This window comes from Leuconostoc inhae, from assembly GCF_019656015.1.
GTDB lineage: Bacteria > Bacillota > Bacilli > Lactobacillales > Lactobacillaceae > Leuconostoc > Leuconostoc inhae_A.
This window is the reverse complement of the sequence record NZ_BPKW01000001.1, coordinates 187,159-202,194: the sequence shown is the minus strand read 5'-3', so window position 1 is coordinate 202,194 and position 15,036 is coordinate 187,159. Positions and strand designations below refer to the sequence as shown.

The 15,036-nt window shown below is 36.4% G+C and carries 17 protein-coding genes; all 17 read right to left on the bottom strand.

Annotation, left to right across the window (positions count from 1 at the left end; genetic code table 11):
* Positions 1–109: 109 nt before the first annotated feature.
* The 17 genes from glnA to K5Q14_RS00870 all read right to left on the bottom strand — a co-directional run bounded on the left by glnA (position 110) and on the right by K5Q14_RS00870 (position 15,028).
* Positions 110–1,456, bottom strand: a complete 1,347-nt coding sequence (gene glnA, locus K5Q14_RS00950) for a type I glutamate--ammonia ligase (RefSeq protein ID WP_220733962.1) — start codon at positions 1,454–1,456, stop codon at positions 110–112.
* A gap of 46 nt (positions 1,457–1,502) precedes the next feature.
* Positions 1,503–1,838 (bottom strand): MerR family transcriptional regulator, encoded by a 336-nt coding sequence (locus tag K5Q14_RS00945; protein WP_220733961.1) that lies wholly within the window; start codon positions 1,836–1,838, stop codon positions 1,503–1,505.
* A gap of 94 nt (positions 1,839–1,932) precedes the next feature.
* Entirely contained in the window at positions 1,933–4,614 is a 2,682-nt protein-coding gene (polA, locus tag K5Q14_RS00940) for a DNA polymerase I (protein ID WP_220733960.1), read from the bottom strand.
* Positions 4,615–4,708: 94 nt separating this feature from the next.
* Complete coding sequence (locus K5Q14_RS00935; protein ID WP_220733959.1) at positions 4,709–5,422, bottom strand: Bax inhibitor-1/YccA family protein; 714 nt, start codon at positions 5,420–5,422, stop codon at positions 4,709–4,711.
* Between the two features lie 138 nt (positions 5,423–5,560).
* A complete protein-coding gene (gene murC / locus K5Q14_RS00930; protein ID WP_220733958.1) occupies positions 5,561–6,895 on the bottom strand; it encodes a UDP-N-acetylmuramate--L-alanine ligase in 1,335 nt (444 codons plus the stop codon).
* Complete coding sequence (locus K5Q14_RS00925) at positions 6,895–7,038, bottom strand: UDP-N-acetylmuramate--alanine ligase (RefSeq protein ID WP_220733957.1); 144 nt, start codon at positions 7,036–7,038, stop codon at positions 6,895–6,897. Before K5Q14_RS00925 ends, murC begins: the two co-directional genes overlap by 1 nt.
* Before the next feature lies 1 nt (position 7,039).
* Positions 7,040–7,696, bottom strand: a complete 657-nt coding sequence (ytpR, locus tag K5Q14_RS00920; RefSeq protein WP_220733956.1) for a YtpR family tRNA-binding protein — start codon at positions 7,694–7,696, stop codon at positions 7,040–7,042.
* An 80-nt stretch (positions 7,697–7,776) separates the two neighbouring features.
* The gene (locus tag K5Q14_RS00915; RefSeq protein WP_220733955.1) at positions 7,777–8,451 is read right to left on the bottom strand and encodes a 5'-methylthioadenosine/adenosylhomocysteine nucleosidase; all 675 of its coding nucleotides are present in this window, start codon (positions 8,449–8,451) and stop codon (positions 7,777–7,779) included.
* Positions 8,452–8,577: 126 nt separating this feature from the next.
* Positions 8,578–8,874: a hypothetical protein gene (locus K5Q14_RS00910; RefSeq protein WP_220733954.1), complete on the bottom strand. Its 297-nt coding sequence runs from the start codon at positions 8,872–8,874 to the stop codon at positions 8,578–8,580.
* A 1-nt stretch (position 8,875) separates the two neighbouring features.
* Positions 8,876–9,427: an NUDIX hydrolase gene (locus K5Q14_RS00905; protein WP_220733953.1), complete on the bottom strand. Its 552-nt coding sequence runs from the start codon at positions 9,425–9,427 to the stop codon at positions 8,876–8,878.
* Positions 9,427–9,651 (bottom strand): cold-shock protein, encoded by a 225-nt coding sequence (locus tag K5Q14_RS00900; RefSeq protein WP_220733952.1) that lies wholly within the window; start codon positions 9,649–9,651, stop codon positions 9,427–9,429. The genes K5Q14_RS00905 and K5Q14_RS00900 overlap by 1 nt, the downstream gene beginning before the upstream one ends.
* Before the next feature lie 122 nt (positions 9,652–9,773).
* Entirely contained in the window at positions 9,774–10,682 is a 909-nt protein-coding gene (locus tag K5Q14_RS00895) for a glycosyltransferase family 2 protein (RefSeq protein WP_220733951.1), read from the bottom strand.
* Positions 10,683–10,776: 94 nt separating this feature from the next.
* A complete protein-coding gene (gene tagD / locus K5Q14_RS00890) occupies positions 10,777–11,208 on the bottom strand; it encodes a glycerol-3-phosphate cytidylyltransferase (RefSeq protein WP_220733950.1) in 432 nt (143 codons plus the stop codon).
* Positions 11,209–11,227: 19 nt separating this feature from the next.
* Positions 11,228–12,187, bottom strand: coding sequence for a glycosyltransferase family 2 protein (locus K5Q14_RS00885; RefSeq protein ID WP_220733949.1), 960 nt, complete (start codon positions 12,185–12,187; stop codon positions 11,228–11,230).
* A gap of 39 nt (positions 12,188–12,226) precedes the next feature.
* A complete protein-coding gene (glf, locus tag K5Q14_RS00880) occupies positions 12,227–13,417 on the bottom strand; it encodes a UDP-galactopyranose mutase (protein WP_220733948.1) in 1,191 nt (396 codons plus the stop codon).
* Positions 13,418–13,564: 147 nt separating this feature from the next.
* Entirely contained in the window at positions 13,565–14,341 is a 777-nt protein-coding gene (locus K5Q14_RS00875) for a DUF4422 domain-containing protein (RefSeq protein WP_220733947.1), read from the bottom strand.
* A gap of 51 nt (positions 14,342–14,392) precedes the next feature.
* Positions 14,393–15,028, bottom strand: coding sequence for a sugar transferase (locus K5Q14_RS00870; RefSeq protein WP_220733946.1), 636 nt, complete (start codon positions 15,026–15,028; stop codon positions 14,393–14,395).
* Positions 15,029–15,036 lie beyond the last annotated feature (8 nt).

Genomic DNA, 15,036 nt, shown 5'->3' with positions numbered 1-15,036 from the left:
TGACACGCTCCTAAAACTAATAAAATGCTCCTTTCATCATAACAAAAAAGCTACAAAATGTCGTGGCTTTTAAATGATGTCTCTTATTTTTATGAGCTTGTTCAATCAATTAATAATTTTCAAAGTAAGCGTCAGTTTCCCATTGTGATACAAATTGACGATATGACGTATACTCGATTTTTTTGGCCTCAATAAATTTATCTGCAATATGACTACCAATTGCAGCTGTGATGACACTATCTTTCGTTAATTCACGAATTGCTGCCAGTAAAGTGTCCGGCAAATCAGTAATACCAGCCTTTGTACGTTCAGTTTCATCCATCAAATAAATGTTCTTGTCAACTGAAGCTAAAGGCTCTAATTCATTTTTAATCCCATCTAGGCCTGCCGCCAAAACAGCTGCTAATGTCGTATAAGGGTTAGCTGTTGAATCTACTGATCGCAACTCTAAACGCGTTGATTTACCCCGAGAAGCTGGGACACGAACCATTGGTGAACGATTCGAAGCTGACCAAGCAACATATACTGGTGCTTCAAATCCAGGCGTCAATCGCTTATATGAGTTAACTGTTGGATTCGCTAAAGCCGTAAATGCTGTTGCATGTGCGAGCACACCACCTAAGAAATTGTAAGCTGTTTTTGACAAGCCCATTTCATCAGAAGTATCTTCAAAAGCATTTTCAGAACCACGGAACAATGACATATTGGTATGCATACCTGATCCATTAATACCAGAGACAGGTTTAGGCATAAAGGTTGCATAATAACCATTTTTACGAGCAATTGTTTTAACAACTAATTTAAATGTCTGAATGTTATCAGCAGCTTCCAAGGCAGACGCGTATTTAAAGTCAACTTCATGTTGTCCTTCAGCAACTTCATGATGTGCTGCTTCAATTTCAAAGCCCATTTTTTCCAAAGTCAAAACGATTTCTCGACGTACATTCTCACCCATGTCATGCGGTGCAAGATCGAAATAGCCACCTTTATCATTTAGTTCAGTTGTTGGCTTACCATTTGCATCTAATTTGAATAAGAAAAATTCAGGTTCAGTCCCAACATTAAAAGATGTAAAACCAGCTGCTTTTGCTTCAATTAACACTTTACGTAATGCCTGACGTGGATCACCCGCAAATGGTTCACGGTCTGATGTGTAGATGTCAGCAATTAAACGTGCCACTTTGCCACCATGACTATCAGTTGCCCAAGGAAAAATCATAAAGGTTGACAAATCAGGATATAGATACATATCTGATTCATTAATCCGCACAAAACCTTCAATTGATGACCCATCAAACATTAAATTGTTGTTTAACAATTTTTCTAATTGTGAAGTCGGTACTTCCACATTTTTAATTGCGCCAAGAACGTCTGTAAATGTTACGCGAATAAATTCGACGTTTTCATCGATAACAATTTGGTTGATTTCTTCTTTTGTAAATGACTTTCGTGCCATGAGTTCCCTTTCTACTAATAAAACTTGTGAGGCAGTTTCTGCATAATTAATGATTGAATCGCCCAATTTGAGCAAATTCTTTTTGCAAAGATCGCCGTAACGCTGACTCTGAATCCTGTTTTCCAACTGCTTTTCGGCGTTGTTTTGCAAATATTTCCTGAATGTCTTTTATTGAATCTCCGGCGTCTAAAAAATCCTTAATTTCAAGTAAACGATCAACATCATTTAATGAAAACCGCCTTTGACCACCTTTACCACGCGTTGGACTAACCAATTCGTTTTGCTCATAATAACGAATCTGACGATCAGTTAATAGTGTGAGTTCACGGATTGTGCCAATGGGTAAAATCGCTAAATTTCTTCTCAGTTCACGTTCGCTCATTTGACAACCTCCATTAGCATACTTTTATTCTAATTGATATTTATCAGTTATGCGAATATATGTTAGGTTATATGACATGATACTTTTACAAACTTTATTTTGCATCATACCAAGTATTACCATAATGACTTTCCACACGCATTGGTACATCTAGTACAACAGCGGAGTCCATGACATTTGTGACCAATTCTGTTAACTCTTGAATTTCGTCTCTTGGTGCCTCAAAGATAAGTTCATCATGAACTTGTAATAGCATACGTGCTTGCATGTTATGGTCTCGTAACGCATCAGCTACTTTAATCATTGCTATTTTAATAATATCGGCCGCTGAACCTTGAATCGGTGAATTCATCGCTGTTCGCTCAGCAAAACTACGTAAATTAAAGTTTTTTGAACTAATTTCTGGTAAATAACGACGACGCTTGGCAATGGTTTCAACAAATCCTTGTTCATGAGCTATCTCTTTAATGCTTGCCATCCAAGCATGAATTTGGGGAAATTCTTTAAAATAGGTGTCAATAAAACGTTTAGCTTCTGCACGTGAAATACCTAGGTTATTGGCTAATCCAAAATCAGAAATCCCATAAACAATGCCAAAATTAACAGCTTTTGCTGTCCGACGCATCAGTGCATCAACTGGCTCATCATCTTTCAAACCAAAAACAGCGCGTGCTGTTTCAGCATGAATATCTTCGCCATTCAAAAACGCCTGCTGCATGTTAGTGTCTCCTGTCATATGGGCAAGCACACGTAACTCAATTTGTGAATAATCAGCACCAACAATTTGCCAACTTGGGTCACTCGGTACAAATGCTGTTCTAATTTGCCTACCCTCTTCCGTGCGCATGGGAATATTTTGCAGATTGGGATCTACCGATGACAAGCGTCCTGTTTGCGTTAACGTTTGTAAAAATCGCGTATGAATTTTACTGTCTTGATCGTGTACAACAGCCAGTAAGCCTTCAACGTAAGTAGAATTTAATTTTGCCAGTTGGCGATACTGCAAAATATGGTCAACAATTGGTGCTTGTTCTGCCAATTTTTCTAGTACGTCAACAGCTGTTGAATAGCCTGTTTTCGTTCGTTTAACTACTGGCAAGCCCATTTTTTCGAACAGAAGTACCCCCAGTTGTTTTGGAGAATTAATGTTAAATTTTTCACCCGCTTCGAGATAAATTGCATCTTCAATCGCATGAATTCGGCCCTCAAGATCACTACCAATATCACGCAATCTTTTCTGATCAATTTTGATGCCTTGATACTCCATCTCTGCCAATACTTGAGCTAACGGTAACTCTATTTCCGTATATAAATGTGTCTGCTCATGCTCACGCAGTGCTTCAACTACTGATTGTTCCACTTGCATTAAAATATCTGCTTTATTTGCCAAATGTGCTAGAACACGAGCATCATCTTCCGGTATTGCAAATTTAGCGCCTTTACCATAAATATCCTCGTCTGATGGCATATAAAAATCAAAACGTTGCGCCAGAGTTGCTAATTCATTATCATTATCAGTTGTATCAAGTAGATATGATGCTAATAAGAAATCAAATTTAGCCCCTTTCAGTTTGATCCCTAATCTTTTAAGCAATATCATCTGTGCTTTAACGTTAAACACGTTTTTGATGATGCCTGCATTTTCAATCACTGACTTTAATTCTGGCCTTTGCAATAGCGTCACATCACGGCTACCATAGTATCCTGTTGCTGCGCTACCAATGACAAAACCAATCATCTCATCAATGTGGTAGTTTTGTCCCACCATTTCGATATGAAGTGCAATTTTATTCCCTAACATGGCAGCCGCTTGTAAATTATCATCTTGCAACATGATCACGTTGATGCTCTTTTCAACAGCTGTTTGGCTACCTGAAATTTGACCCGATTTTTGCAGGGCCTTAATTTTAGCAAGCTGCTTTTTAAAATCTAAATTTTCATAGAATGGCACCAAATTATCATAATCAATTCCACGGTATTCAATTTCTTCGAGTGGTAACGCTAAAGTAGCATCTGTCAAAATTGTTGCTAATTTTCTAGCGCAAAAGGCTAATTCACGATCATTAATTAAGTTATCTTTTAATTTAGATTGTTTCATCTCATCAACATGCTCGTATAGATTGTCAATATCATGATACTCAGCTAATAACTTTAAAGCTGTTTTTTCACCAACTTTTGTGACTCCTGGATAATTATCTGATGTATCACCTGTAAGCGCTTTCTTTTCAATAATTTGTAATGGCGCCAAGTTGAATTTTTCCATGATGTAATCCGGGGTGTAACGCTCAATTTCTGTTACCCCTTTTTTAGTCACATTAACTGTAATTTTATCTGTGGCTAATTGGGTTAAATCTTGGTCCCCAGTCACAATAGTTACTGTGTATCCAGCTTCTTCTCCCAACCGTGAATAAGTGCCAATAATATCATCTGCCTCTAGACCTGCTTGCTCATAATTCCTCAAGCCATGTAGCGCAACCATTTCACGTAAATAAGGAAATTGTTCTTTAAATTCTGATGGTGTTTTTGATCGACCATCTTTGTATTCTGGAAATAATTCACCACGAAAAGTTTCTTTTCCAGATGCCGCGTCCCATGCTACAACAGCTAAATCTGGTTGCATTGGGTCAACAATTTGATCTAAAAAATTATTGAATGCTACTAATGCGTTGGTATGCAGTCCCTTATGTGAAATCATTCTATCAAGTTGATTGTACATCGCATAAAAAGCACGAAAAGCAAGTGAATTACCATCAATTAAAAGTAGTTTTTTTGTCATTTTATATTCCTTTATCTATCTTCTAGTGTAACAAAAAAACAGCCCCTAAGGCTGTTAAATTTAATATCCATGTTAATTCCGCTAGGGGCGTTTACTAGTCTCTTGATCCACCAACAACACCGAAAATTCGAATGAGAGCAAAGAATAAGTTTACAAAATCAAGATACAAACGTAAAGCACCATTGACTGCTAAACCAGTTGTATCAGCTTGACCAGCAAACTGATTATACATGAGCTTTAAATTTTGATTATCATAAGCGGTATACAACGAGAAAACAACGACACTAACTACCGAGATTAACAACGACACAATACCGTTATAAAATATAATATTAACAACCGATGCGACAACTAGACCAATCAATAAACCAAACAGAATTGAACCCATGCCAGTTAAATCGCGTTTTGTTAAGATACCATAAGTAGCCATACCACCAAATACTGCAGCCGCTGACACAAACGCCATAGTCACTGAAGCACCTGTATAAATTGCCAGTAATAATCCTAACGTCAAGCCTTCAACAACAGCAAATGCCATCAATAAGCCAAATGCACGTGCTGGATTTTTAAATGTTGCACGCCCAATCATTGTCATAATTAAGATTTGAATACCAAAAAGTGCTAATGTGCCAACGATATTTCCTGCAATCAAAGCAGACACTTGAGCTAAGAAAAATTTTTGTACAACAAATCCTGTAATTGCAGTAACCATAACAGCAATTGCCATAAAGCTATACGTTTGTTTGAAGAACGCACGCATACCCTCATCCATACCTGTTACATCACGACGTGTATTAATATTATCCATTTGAGTCTCCTCACATTAAATTCTTCAATTAAAAAACTGTACTAATTCTAACTAACACCTATTATAACAGAGAATAGATTAAATTTATATTAAAGCGTTTAATTTAAATCCTGTATTGTTGGCCTAACGGATACCTTGTTATTGCAAATCCGTTCGTAATTGCCCGAGTAATTTTTCATAGGCAAACTCATATTTTTCAATATCACCTGCACCCATAAATACCATCACAGCATTTTCATAGGGCATTAAAAGACTCATGTTGTCTTCTTCGATAATACCACCGAATTTACTGATTTCTGCACCAATTTCAGCTGAAGTAACAGCTCCTACTGCCTCACGAGCTGATCCAAATATATTTGCTAAATACACTTTATCTGCTGCTTCTAAGCTTTTAGCAAATTCATCTTTATATGCGATAACTCGTGAATAGGTATGCGGTTGAAAAATTGCAATAATTTGTTTGTTCGGATACTTTTGACGTGCTGCATCAAGTGTTGCATCAATTTCTGTTGGGTGATGCGCATAATCGTCAATGACTGTAATATCAGCAATTTGCTTTTCACTAAATCGACGCTTAACTCCTTGATAAGTCATTAAATAATCACGAATCAGACTTAAGTCGACTTTTTCCATGTAAGCAACTGCAATTACTGCTAAGGCATTTAAAATACTATGTTGCCCAAACAACGGTACCGAAAATTCACCTAATGCTTCACCATGAAATGTCACATTAAAATGTGATCCTTGTGTTGATTTATGAATATTTTCAGCCACAAAGTCATCCTTTTCAGGATTTGTCCCATAGTAATAAACCGTCGCTTTAGGGTTAAGTGCACGTAAATGCGCATCGTCTCCCCAAGCAAAAATAGCTTTTTTGACATGATTAGCAAAATCGGAAAAAGCAATTGTGACATCTTCAATATCTTTGTAGTAATCAGGGTGATCAAAGTCAATATTTGTTAAAATAGCATAATCTGGTGCATAGTCCTTAAAATGACGTCGATATTCATCAGCCTCTACGACAAAAAACTGTGAGTTAGGAACGCCACGACCTGTCCCATCCCCAATTAAATAAGAGGTTGGCGCAATATTTTTTAAAACATGCGCTAATAAACCAGTCGTTGACGTTTTACCATGCGCACCAGCAACGGCAATTGAAGTTGTTTGCATGATTTGTTCTTGAACGGCATCGGGGTAGGTTATCATATTAACCCCTAAAGATAAGGCCCTGGCAACTTCAACTTGCTCATCAGAAAACGCATTGCCTCGTACAAAAATAGCATCACGGTATTTATCAACATTTTCTGCTTGAAATGGCAAAATTTTGATTCCCGCAGCTTCTAATGGTGCTTGTGTATAAGTATAGGCATCAATATCAGAACCAATCACAAGATTTCCTTGATCATGCAAAATTTGAGCCAAAGGTCCCATGCCAGTTCCCTTAATACCAATAAAATAATATGTTTTAGGCATTATTTCCCCCTATTTAGTACAAATGTAAAGTACTGCAGTTCGCCTTTACGTAATTCAAATATTAATTTTTTATACTGCGCATTTTCATCATTTAACGTGCGATAAATACGCGGTGCATTTTGTAATTTATCTTGTATTAACATATTAATACTCAGTATCCACTAAGCCATCTTTATATAATGATTTCGCTTTATCAAAATCAAATGGTTCACCAATTTCACCAAAACTTTCTGGTAAAATTAAGGCACCTGGCTTATCAGGCGCACCGTCCAATCGTAACTCACGACCTGAAACAATCATACCACTTGAAGGTACACCTCGAAGTGCACCGTCCCAAATTAAGGCACCAGACGGCATCATTGTCCCTGGTTGTGCGACGACAACCTTGATTCCTTCCTGCATATTTGGCGAGCCAGAAACAATCTGCAACACCTTATCATCACTTACTGCTGTTGACGTGACAGATAAATGATCTGAATCAGGATGAGCCGTCATACTTTTAACACGACCAATGACCAGTTTTGATGATGATACCATCAAAATATCGCTAAACCCTGCTTCTTGAATGACATTATTTACAATTTTAATTTGATCTTTGTCGAGATAAACTTGACCATTTTGCAATGTCATATTTAGTTGTTCGCCAAGACCAGCAATATTAAATCCTGTTGTTTCCTTCGTATCACTATTTTGAATACGTGTGACTTGACCGTTTGTTGTGACTTGTTGGTTCTCAGCATTAGGCGCTAAAATAATCACTAAAATATCACCACATGCTTTTAAATTATAACTTGTTATCATTTTTTAGTCCTTAACTTATTTCGTAATTTTATGGTATCATATCCATTTTAAAAATACAAAAAGCCGCTATCGCGGCCGGATTATGCTTTACTGTCCAAATATGATAAAAGTAGTCTAGCCGAAGCTTTTCCTGCTTCTACAACATACTCATCAAATACAATACCAGAATCCCCATTCGCCAAATCTGATACGCCTCGTAAGACAATAAATGGCGTATTGAATTGATAAGCCACTTGTGCTACAGCTGCAGCTTCCATTTCAGCCAATACTGCTTCAGGAAAATGTGTCAAAATACGTTGCTTAGCTTCATCCTGCACAAATTGATCACCTGATACAATAAGCCCTGATTTAACTGTCGTTAATTCTGAAAACTCTTTAACAACTTGTTTATCGGCCTCATAATACAAAGGTCGATTGGGTAGTTGACCAAAATCATAACCAAACACAGTAACATCAACGTCTGAGTATGCAATACTTGTTCCGATAACCTCATCGCCTATTTTTAAATCTGGATCTAGCGCACCCGCTGAGCCTGTATTAACAACTAGATCGGGTTGGAAATTGTCAATCAAAACAGTAGTAGCTGATGCTGCAGCAACTTTTCCAATACCTGATTCAGTTAGTACAACCTCATGTCCATGATATTGTCCAGTCGTAATTTCTGTGCCACCATGACGCCTTGTGACTGTATTTTCTAATGCGGCAATTAAAGCAATTTTTTCTTCCGCCATTGGCGTAATAATTCCAATTTTCATAATTAAGTGACCAACAATTTATTAGCATCAACACTTAAGGTCGTACAATATAAACTTGTTAGTAATTTCCCTTTCATTTCTAAGTGTTATCGCTAATTCAGTGTTGCTTTATTGATTTATAACACATTAATTCACAAGAAAAAAGAATGCATATGTCGCCACAATTAAAATAAATAATGCAAAAATTGTGAGGTTATAGCGATGCGTTAGACGTTTTGACTTCCCTAATGCTGTGAGTTTACCATCAGATCCGAGTTCATAACGTCCTTTACGTGTCAGGCGCATTTCCTCACGAGTTTCTGGCGCCACAACAGTTATTTTTGTAGGGTGCTCTCTAGCATAATTTTTTTCAACTTGGCTACGTTCTTTTTCACGTTTTTTTTGAGCTTTTTTGGCTGCCCTTCGCGATAGTTCTTCAGACATTTTAACCTCTTAAATAAGACCAGTACAAAAATGCTAATATTGTTTTTTGATCATTCAGCTGACCAGTTTCAAATAATACTTTCATCTCATCAAATGATACTGTCACCAGATCTAGCGACTCGCCTAAATCCCTTGGTAACTGATGTTCTTCACTAACTACTTGGAGATTTTGAGCAATATAAACATGCATGTAGGCATCAGAAAAACCAACTGTTTCAAAAAATCCTACTATGCGCTTAATCACACCAGCAGTCATACGTAGTTCCTCGTTGAGTTCACGTGCTACTGCGTGTTCTGGTTGATCAAAATCACGCTCATCAAGTTTACCAGCAGGTATTTCTAAAATAAAATCACCAATAGCCGCGCGATACTGTTTTTCTAATATCATATGATCTGCGTCGACAAATGGTAATACTGCGATTGCTGGGACATGTCTGACAATATCACGCTCAGCTTGCCGGTCATTGTATAACTTAACTGATTGCGTTTCAATGCTAAAGATTGGTCCTTTATAAACCGTTTTTGAACTAATAAGATGTTCACGCTCTGCCATTATGCATCAACCGCCTGCGTCGTAATTGGACTAACTTGCGCTGCCTGATAATTCTTAAACCCTTGAACGAGGACATAATTCACCTTTTCCCCTTGAATAAGTGATTTAAAACCTACCATATCAATGCCATTAAAATGCACAAATACATCTTCGCCACCATCATCGGGTGTAATGTAGCCATAGCCACGTTCTTTTTGCCAAATTTTTACTATTCCTGTTTTCATATTCTTATTATAACAAAAAAGTTTCTACTATGTCAGGTAGTATAAAAATTAAATAGCTTTCTATCTCACATCAAGACCTTTTAATAGCAAAAACAGATACTATTCTGTTATTTTTCAAGGCATCATAATTTTTCAATTTCAGGATTAAATTTAAACCCATTGCTTGTACCTTTTACAATTAGCCTTATTTTTTGGCCACGATACTGCACACCAGGTAAAAATAAAGTTTTTAAAAGATCAAGTACACTGTGTCCTAGTGTTTTAATGACTTTGAAACTAGAATGCCGACGTCGAGAAGTTAATAGGCGATTACGATATTCAAATAAGTATCGTGGTAGACGACTAACTACCACTTCACCAACAATATCGCCAGGTTCTGAATTAAATTGACTGGCATGTATGACGATTGATTGGCGGACAAAATAACCAGACATCTCACGCGTTGCACGTTCGGTATACTCAATATCATCACCCCAAATAAAGTATTCTTTTTGAGGTAAGCCAATTTTTTTAATGAGCTCACGTTTAAAAATAGTGGATACAAAAGTTGCATGCTTGATAGGTAGCCACTTTTCATCGCCATGATATATTGCACGCTTATTACCATTTAGTAAACCTGGCATATTCATTTTAGCCCAATTGCCATCTGTCCACTCGACTTTACTTGCTCCCCAACCAGCCAACTTATTATTATCAAACATATCTAATAATTTTGTTAATGCATCGGCTGTTGGCATTGAATCATCATCCATTAACCATACAAAATCGTCACTTGTTTGTTCAAAAAAATGACGAATGCCTGAATTAAAGCCACCTGCACCGCCTATATTTTTTGGTAAATGCACAATGATCAGGCGCTCATCTGACATGCTATCCAAATATTCACGTGTGCCATCAGTACTTGCACCGTCAATAATAATTAGATGTTTCAATTTATCAGTGTTTTGACTTAAAATTTTTTGAATCGATTTTTTTAGTAGTGCCAACCGATTATACGTGACAAGAACTGCCGATACAGATAATTCTCTCATCGTAACTCCTTATTTGTTTAGCAACCAGTTTATTATGAACTTAACCGGTTATTTATGCGAATAAAAAAGGCTTTTCGCCCTTTTAAACAAAAAATTAATTTGTTTTAGATTCATGCTCAGTCGCTAAATCTTTTGTGTTCAAATCTTTTTTAATTTGAGTTGTTGATATTTCAGGCGTGCGCGCTAAATAAACAATCTTAGCATCAGTTTCATCTTGCAAAAAATCGAATTGACCAGCCCAATCATCCCCCATCACAAATGTATCTACTTGATATAATTGAACATCCGATACTTTTTGATCCCACGCTGTTTCTGGAATAACTAAATCAACATAGCGAATGGCTTCCAACAATTGTTTACGTTTTTCATATGAAAAATAAGTTTTCTTTTGTTTTGAATGCCAATTAAACTCATCAGTTGAAAGCGCGACAATTAAATAGTCCCCCATTTCTTTTGCACGCTTTAATAAATTGATGTGTCCGTAATGTAACATATCAAAAGTACCGTATGTAATTACTCGTTTCATAGTCGCTAATCCTTTAAATTTATTTTTCTTCTCGTGTAATATAAATTGGCCGATGTTTTGATTCTAAAAAGATTGCAGCTACATAACGACCAATAACACCCAAACTCAACAATTGTATACCACCAATAAATAAAATAATTGTGACCATTGATGGCCAGCCAGCTACACTGTTATTATAAAATAAAGCACGTATCACGATAAACACCGTACTCAATAATGAAATAATAAAAGAGATAAAACCAAGACCAGTTATAATTGTTAGTGGAAAAGTTGAAAATGAAACAATGCCCTCAATAGCATATTTTGATAATGACCAAAATGACCACGACGTGCTACCAGCAACACGCTCTCTATTTTCAAATGGGATATATTTTGTTTTAAAGCCAACCCAACTAAATATGCCTTTACTAAACCGTTGATTTTCACTCATTGATAAAATTGCATTGACCATTTGTCGTGTCATCACACGATAATCACGTGCACCATCAACAAGCTGTGTTTCACTGATTTTATTCATCCACACATAAAATTGTGCGGAAAACCACGATCGTAATTTGGCTTCGCCTGCGCGATCAGCTCGTCTTGTGCCTACCGCATCATACTCACCACTTTGCACATCATGCAACATTTCGGGTAATAATTCTGGAGGATCTTGTAGATCAACATCCATCACAGCAACATATTGCCCAGTCGTTTGCTGAAGACCAGCATAAAGTCCAGCTTCCTTACCAAAGTTACGAGAAAAACTAATATAATGGACATTACCATCATGATTAGCTAATTCACGTAAGATGCTCAGTGTGTTATCTGTCGATCCATCATCAACAAAATGATAGTGTATGGTAGCTGTTAATTTATCTTTCAAAGCTGATAACGTCTCATAAAAAGTTTGAATTGTCTCTTCTTCATTATGAACGGGAACCACAAGTGATAATATTTCTGATTTTTGAATTGCGTCATTATCAAGTTTTTCTGTCATATTAGGTCCTACTTTTTTATGTACGCCCCATTGGGCATCTTACTTCGTGTCATCATGTGCAAAATTAAAATCTGCAGCAACATTAAACTCTTCTCGTACAGTATGGAAGGCGTCATTAAATACTTGATCCATATCAAAATAACGATATTTTCCTAATCGACCGCCAAAAATAATTTCTGGATGCTTTTGTCGTGCTTCTTGTGCATACTGCTTATAAATTTGTGTGTTTTTATCATTATTAACTGGGTAATAGGCTTCTTTTGATCGATCCCATTCTTGTGGGTATTCCTTAGTAATGATTGTCTTACCGGCATCGGCCAAACCGTCAAGATGACGCCATTCCATAACGCGCGTGTAAGGTGTTTTGGCATCTGTATAATTAATCACTGCATTTCCTTGATAATTATCCGAATCAATCACTTCATGTTCAAAGCGTAATGATCGATACTCTAACTCACCAAATTTATAATCAAAGAATTGATCAATCATCCCTGTATACAAAACACGCGGAAATTCTGACAATAATGTTTCCTTATGATCAAAAAAATCTGTATCAGTTAACACATCAACTAAGCCTTGCGATTGTGATAACATCCGCTCAAATATTTGCGTATAGCCACCAACTGGGATCCCTTGATAACGGTGATTAAAATAATTATTATCATAAATAAAGCGAACTGGCAATCGTTTTATAATGAAAGCTGGTAGTTCAGTGGCTGGACGTCCCCATTGCTTTTCAGTATAGCCCTTGATTAACTTTTCATAAATATCCGTACCAATCAAAGAAATAGCTTGTTCTTCCAAGTTGCGTGGCTGACGGTCACCTAAATCTTTCAACGCTAATTCACGTTGTTCAGCGATTTTGGCCTGTGCTTCATCCGGTGTTTTAGTACCCCACATTTGATAAAACGTATTCATATTAAATGGCAAATTGTACAAAGTTCCCTGATAATTAGCGACAACTTGGTTTTGATAGCCGTTAAATTCCGCAAATTGACGAATATAATCCCACACTTCTTTATTATCCGTGTGAAAAATGTGCGCACCAAAATCATGCACTGTAATACCATGCTCAATATGTGTATGTGTATTACCAGCAATATAGGGCCGCTTTTCAACTATTAATGATTTTTTACCGCGTTTGGCAGCTTCATAAGCAAAAATCATGCCAAAAGGTCCTGCACCTACAATTAAATAATCATAATTTTTTGTATTAAATTTATTTACCATAATATCTCCATTATACCTGATTAACCGCAATGATAGTTTTTTTTATTGGTACCATTCATTTATAAACATATCGTTTCAATGCAATTTAAAAAGCACTTTTAATACTAAAAGTACTTTTTAAATTATATCATATAATTAATCTGTCCCCTAAACACGTCCAAAACCTATTTTTCGTGCTAAAAATTTACCACCCTTGCGTAACCAATTTTGTTTTTCCATAAACGTTACTGGCACTTCGGTATAATTGACATGATTTTTTTCTAACCAAACATCAAGTAATCGTTCACTTAAAAAGCCATAAACCCGCTTTTCATAAGTATCCCAATTAACAACATCCGGCTGTATTTTTTTTTCAACGGCAAATAAAATTTCAAATAGCCAGTCAAGATAAGCATCATACTCAGCGCGCCGCATGATAAACATATTAAACATATGTGCCCATGTACGTGCCATATTACGATCATATACTGCTAGATATGAAGGCTGCTCATCCGCAATCACCTCACGTAAAACATCCAGCGCTATACCATGATGTGCATGTCGGTAATGAGATTGACTACTTTCTATCCAATATCGCCTTTTTTTCGGTACAAGAACAGGTGCTTTTTTCAACAAGTTTTGTATATCTGTTTCAGACAAAATGCTATTCAAATCTTTTTTCTTTGAAAATGAAAAAAACCTGCGATAATGAACAAGGCCAATAAAATCAGCATCCAAATTATGTCTTGCCCAATACAATGCTGTCAATTCGTTAAAATAGGGATTTTTATTCGAAATATTGGTACCTGTATCATCAGGTACATAACCTGCAAGTTTTTCTGGTGCAATGGCTGCACCAACCTGAATTGGTATATAAATATTTTTATTACTAGGCATGCGTGCTTGTTTATGCGCTGCGACTAGAATCTTAATTTTTGCTACCATACTTTTACCATATCAAAATAATTAGCCTTGCATTGTCTGTTGTTAACCATATCAATAGGCTCCTTTAGACTTAAAAATGGCAATCACGTTTCTAAATACGATACTAATATCATAAAAAAATCCTGCATTGGCAACATATTCTAATTCTATTTGTGTCCGTTCAGGGTATTCAATCAGTGACCGACCACTAGCTTGCCATAGACCTAGTGCACCAGGTCTAACAGACAAGAATATATCTTTTTGATTGCCATACTCTTTTAACTCTTCAGCAACAATCGGACGCGGTCCTACTAAACTCATATCTCCAATCAACATATTCCAAAATTGTGGTAATTCATCAATTGACGAACGGCGTAAAAAGGAACCTAATTTTGTAATTCGAGGATCTTCCTTTGTTGGTAATTTATAACCACTAGTCACGTATTTTTCGTATAATACCTTATCTGCTTTTAAAATTTCCTCAGCATTTGGGACCATTGAGCGGAACTTATAAATATAAAAAGGTTTCCCCGCTTTACCAATTCGTTGTTGTTCAAATAACGCCGATGCTTTTGGACTATCTATTTTTAATAGCACAAAGACAATTACAAATATGGGCGATAAAACAATTAATCCAAGTAACGCAAAAACCACATCAATGAATCGTTTAGTAATTAAATATGATTTGTGTTTTGGCTTGATTTTCAAATTTTCAA

Excerpts from the sequence above, each read along its gene's own strand:
- K5Q14_RS00900 (WP_220733952.1), bottom strand. The coding sequence starts at position 9,651 with ATGAAAACAGGAATAGTAAAAATTTGGCAAAAAGAACGTGGCTATGGC.
- ytpR (WP_220733956.1), bottom strand. The coding sequence starts at position 7,696 with ATGATAACAAGTTATAATTTAAAAGCATGTGGTGATATTTTAGTGATT.
- K5Q14_RS00875 (WP_220733947.1), bottom strand. The coding sequence starts at position 14,341 with ATGGTAGCAAAAATTAAGATTCTAGTCGCAGCGCATAAACAAGCACGC.
- K5Q14_RS00915 (WP_220733955.1), bottom strand. The coding sequence starts at position 8,451 with ATGAAAATTGGAATTATTACGCCAATGGCGGAAGAAAAAATTGCTTTA.
- K5Q14_RS00925 (WP_220733957.1), bottom strand. The coding sequence starts at position 7,038 with ATGTTAATACAAGATAAATTACAAAATGCACCGCGTATTTATCGCACG.
- K5Q14_RS00905 (WP_220733953.1), bottom strand. The coding sequence starts at position 9,427 with ATGGCAGAGCGTGAACATCTTATTAGTTCAAAAACGGTTTATAAAGGA.
- K5Q14_RS00910 (WP_220733954.1), bottom strand. The coding sequence starts at position 8,874 with ATGTCTGAAGAACTATCGCGAAGGGCAGCCAAAAAAGCTCAAAAAAAA.
- K5Q14_RS00885 (WP_220733949.1), bottom strand. The coding sequence starts at position 12,187 with ATGACAGAAAAACTTGATAATGACGCAATTCAAAAATCAGAAATATTA.
- K5Q14_RS00935 (WP_220733959.1), bottom strand. The coding sequence starts at position 5,422 with ATGGATAATATTAATACACGTCGTGATGTAACAGGTATGGATGAGGGT.
- glf (WP_220733948.1), bottom strand. The coding sequence starts at position 13,417 with ATGGTAAATAAATTTAATACAAAAAATTATGATTATTTAATTGTAGGT.
- murC (WP_220733958.1), bottom strand. The coding sequence starts at position 6,895 with ATGCCTAAAACATATTATTTTATTGGTATTAAGGGAACTGGCATGGGA.
- polA (WP_220733960.1), bottom strand. The coding sequence starts at position 4,614 with ATGACAAAAAAACTACTTTTAATTGATGGTAATTCACTTGCTTTTCGT.
- K5Q14_RS00945 (WP_220733961.1), bottom strand. The coding sequence starts at position 1,838 with ATGAGCGAACGTGAACTGAGAAGAAATTTAGCGATTTTACCCATTGGC.
- tagD (WP_220733950.1), bottom strand. The coding sequence starts at position 11,208 with ATGAAACGAGTAATTACATACGGTACTTTTGATATGTTACATTACGGA.
- K5Q14_RS00895 (WP_220733951.1), bottom strand. The coding sequence starts at position 10,682 with ATGAGAGAATTATCTGTATCGGCAGTTCTTGTCACGTATAATCGGTTG.
- glnA (WP_220733962.1), bottom strand. The coding sequence starts at position 1,456 with ATGGCACGAAAGTCATTTACAAAAGAAGAAATCAACCAAATTGTTATC.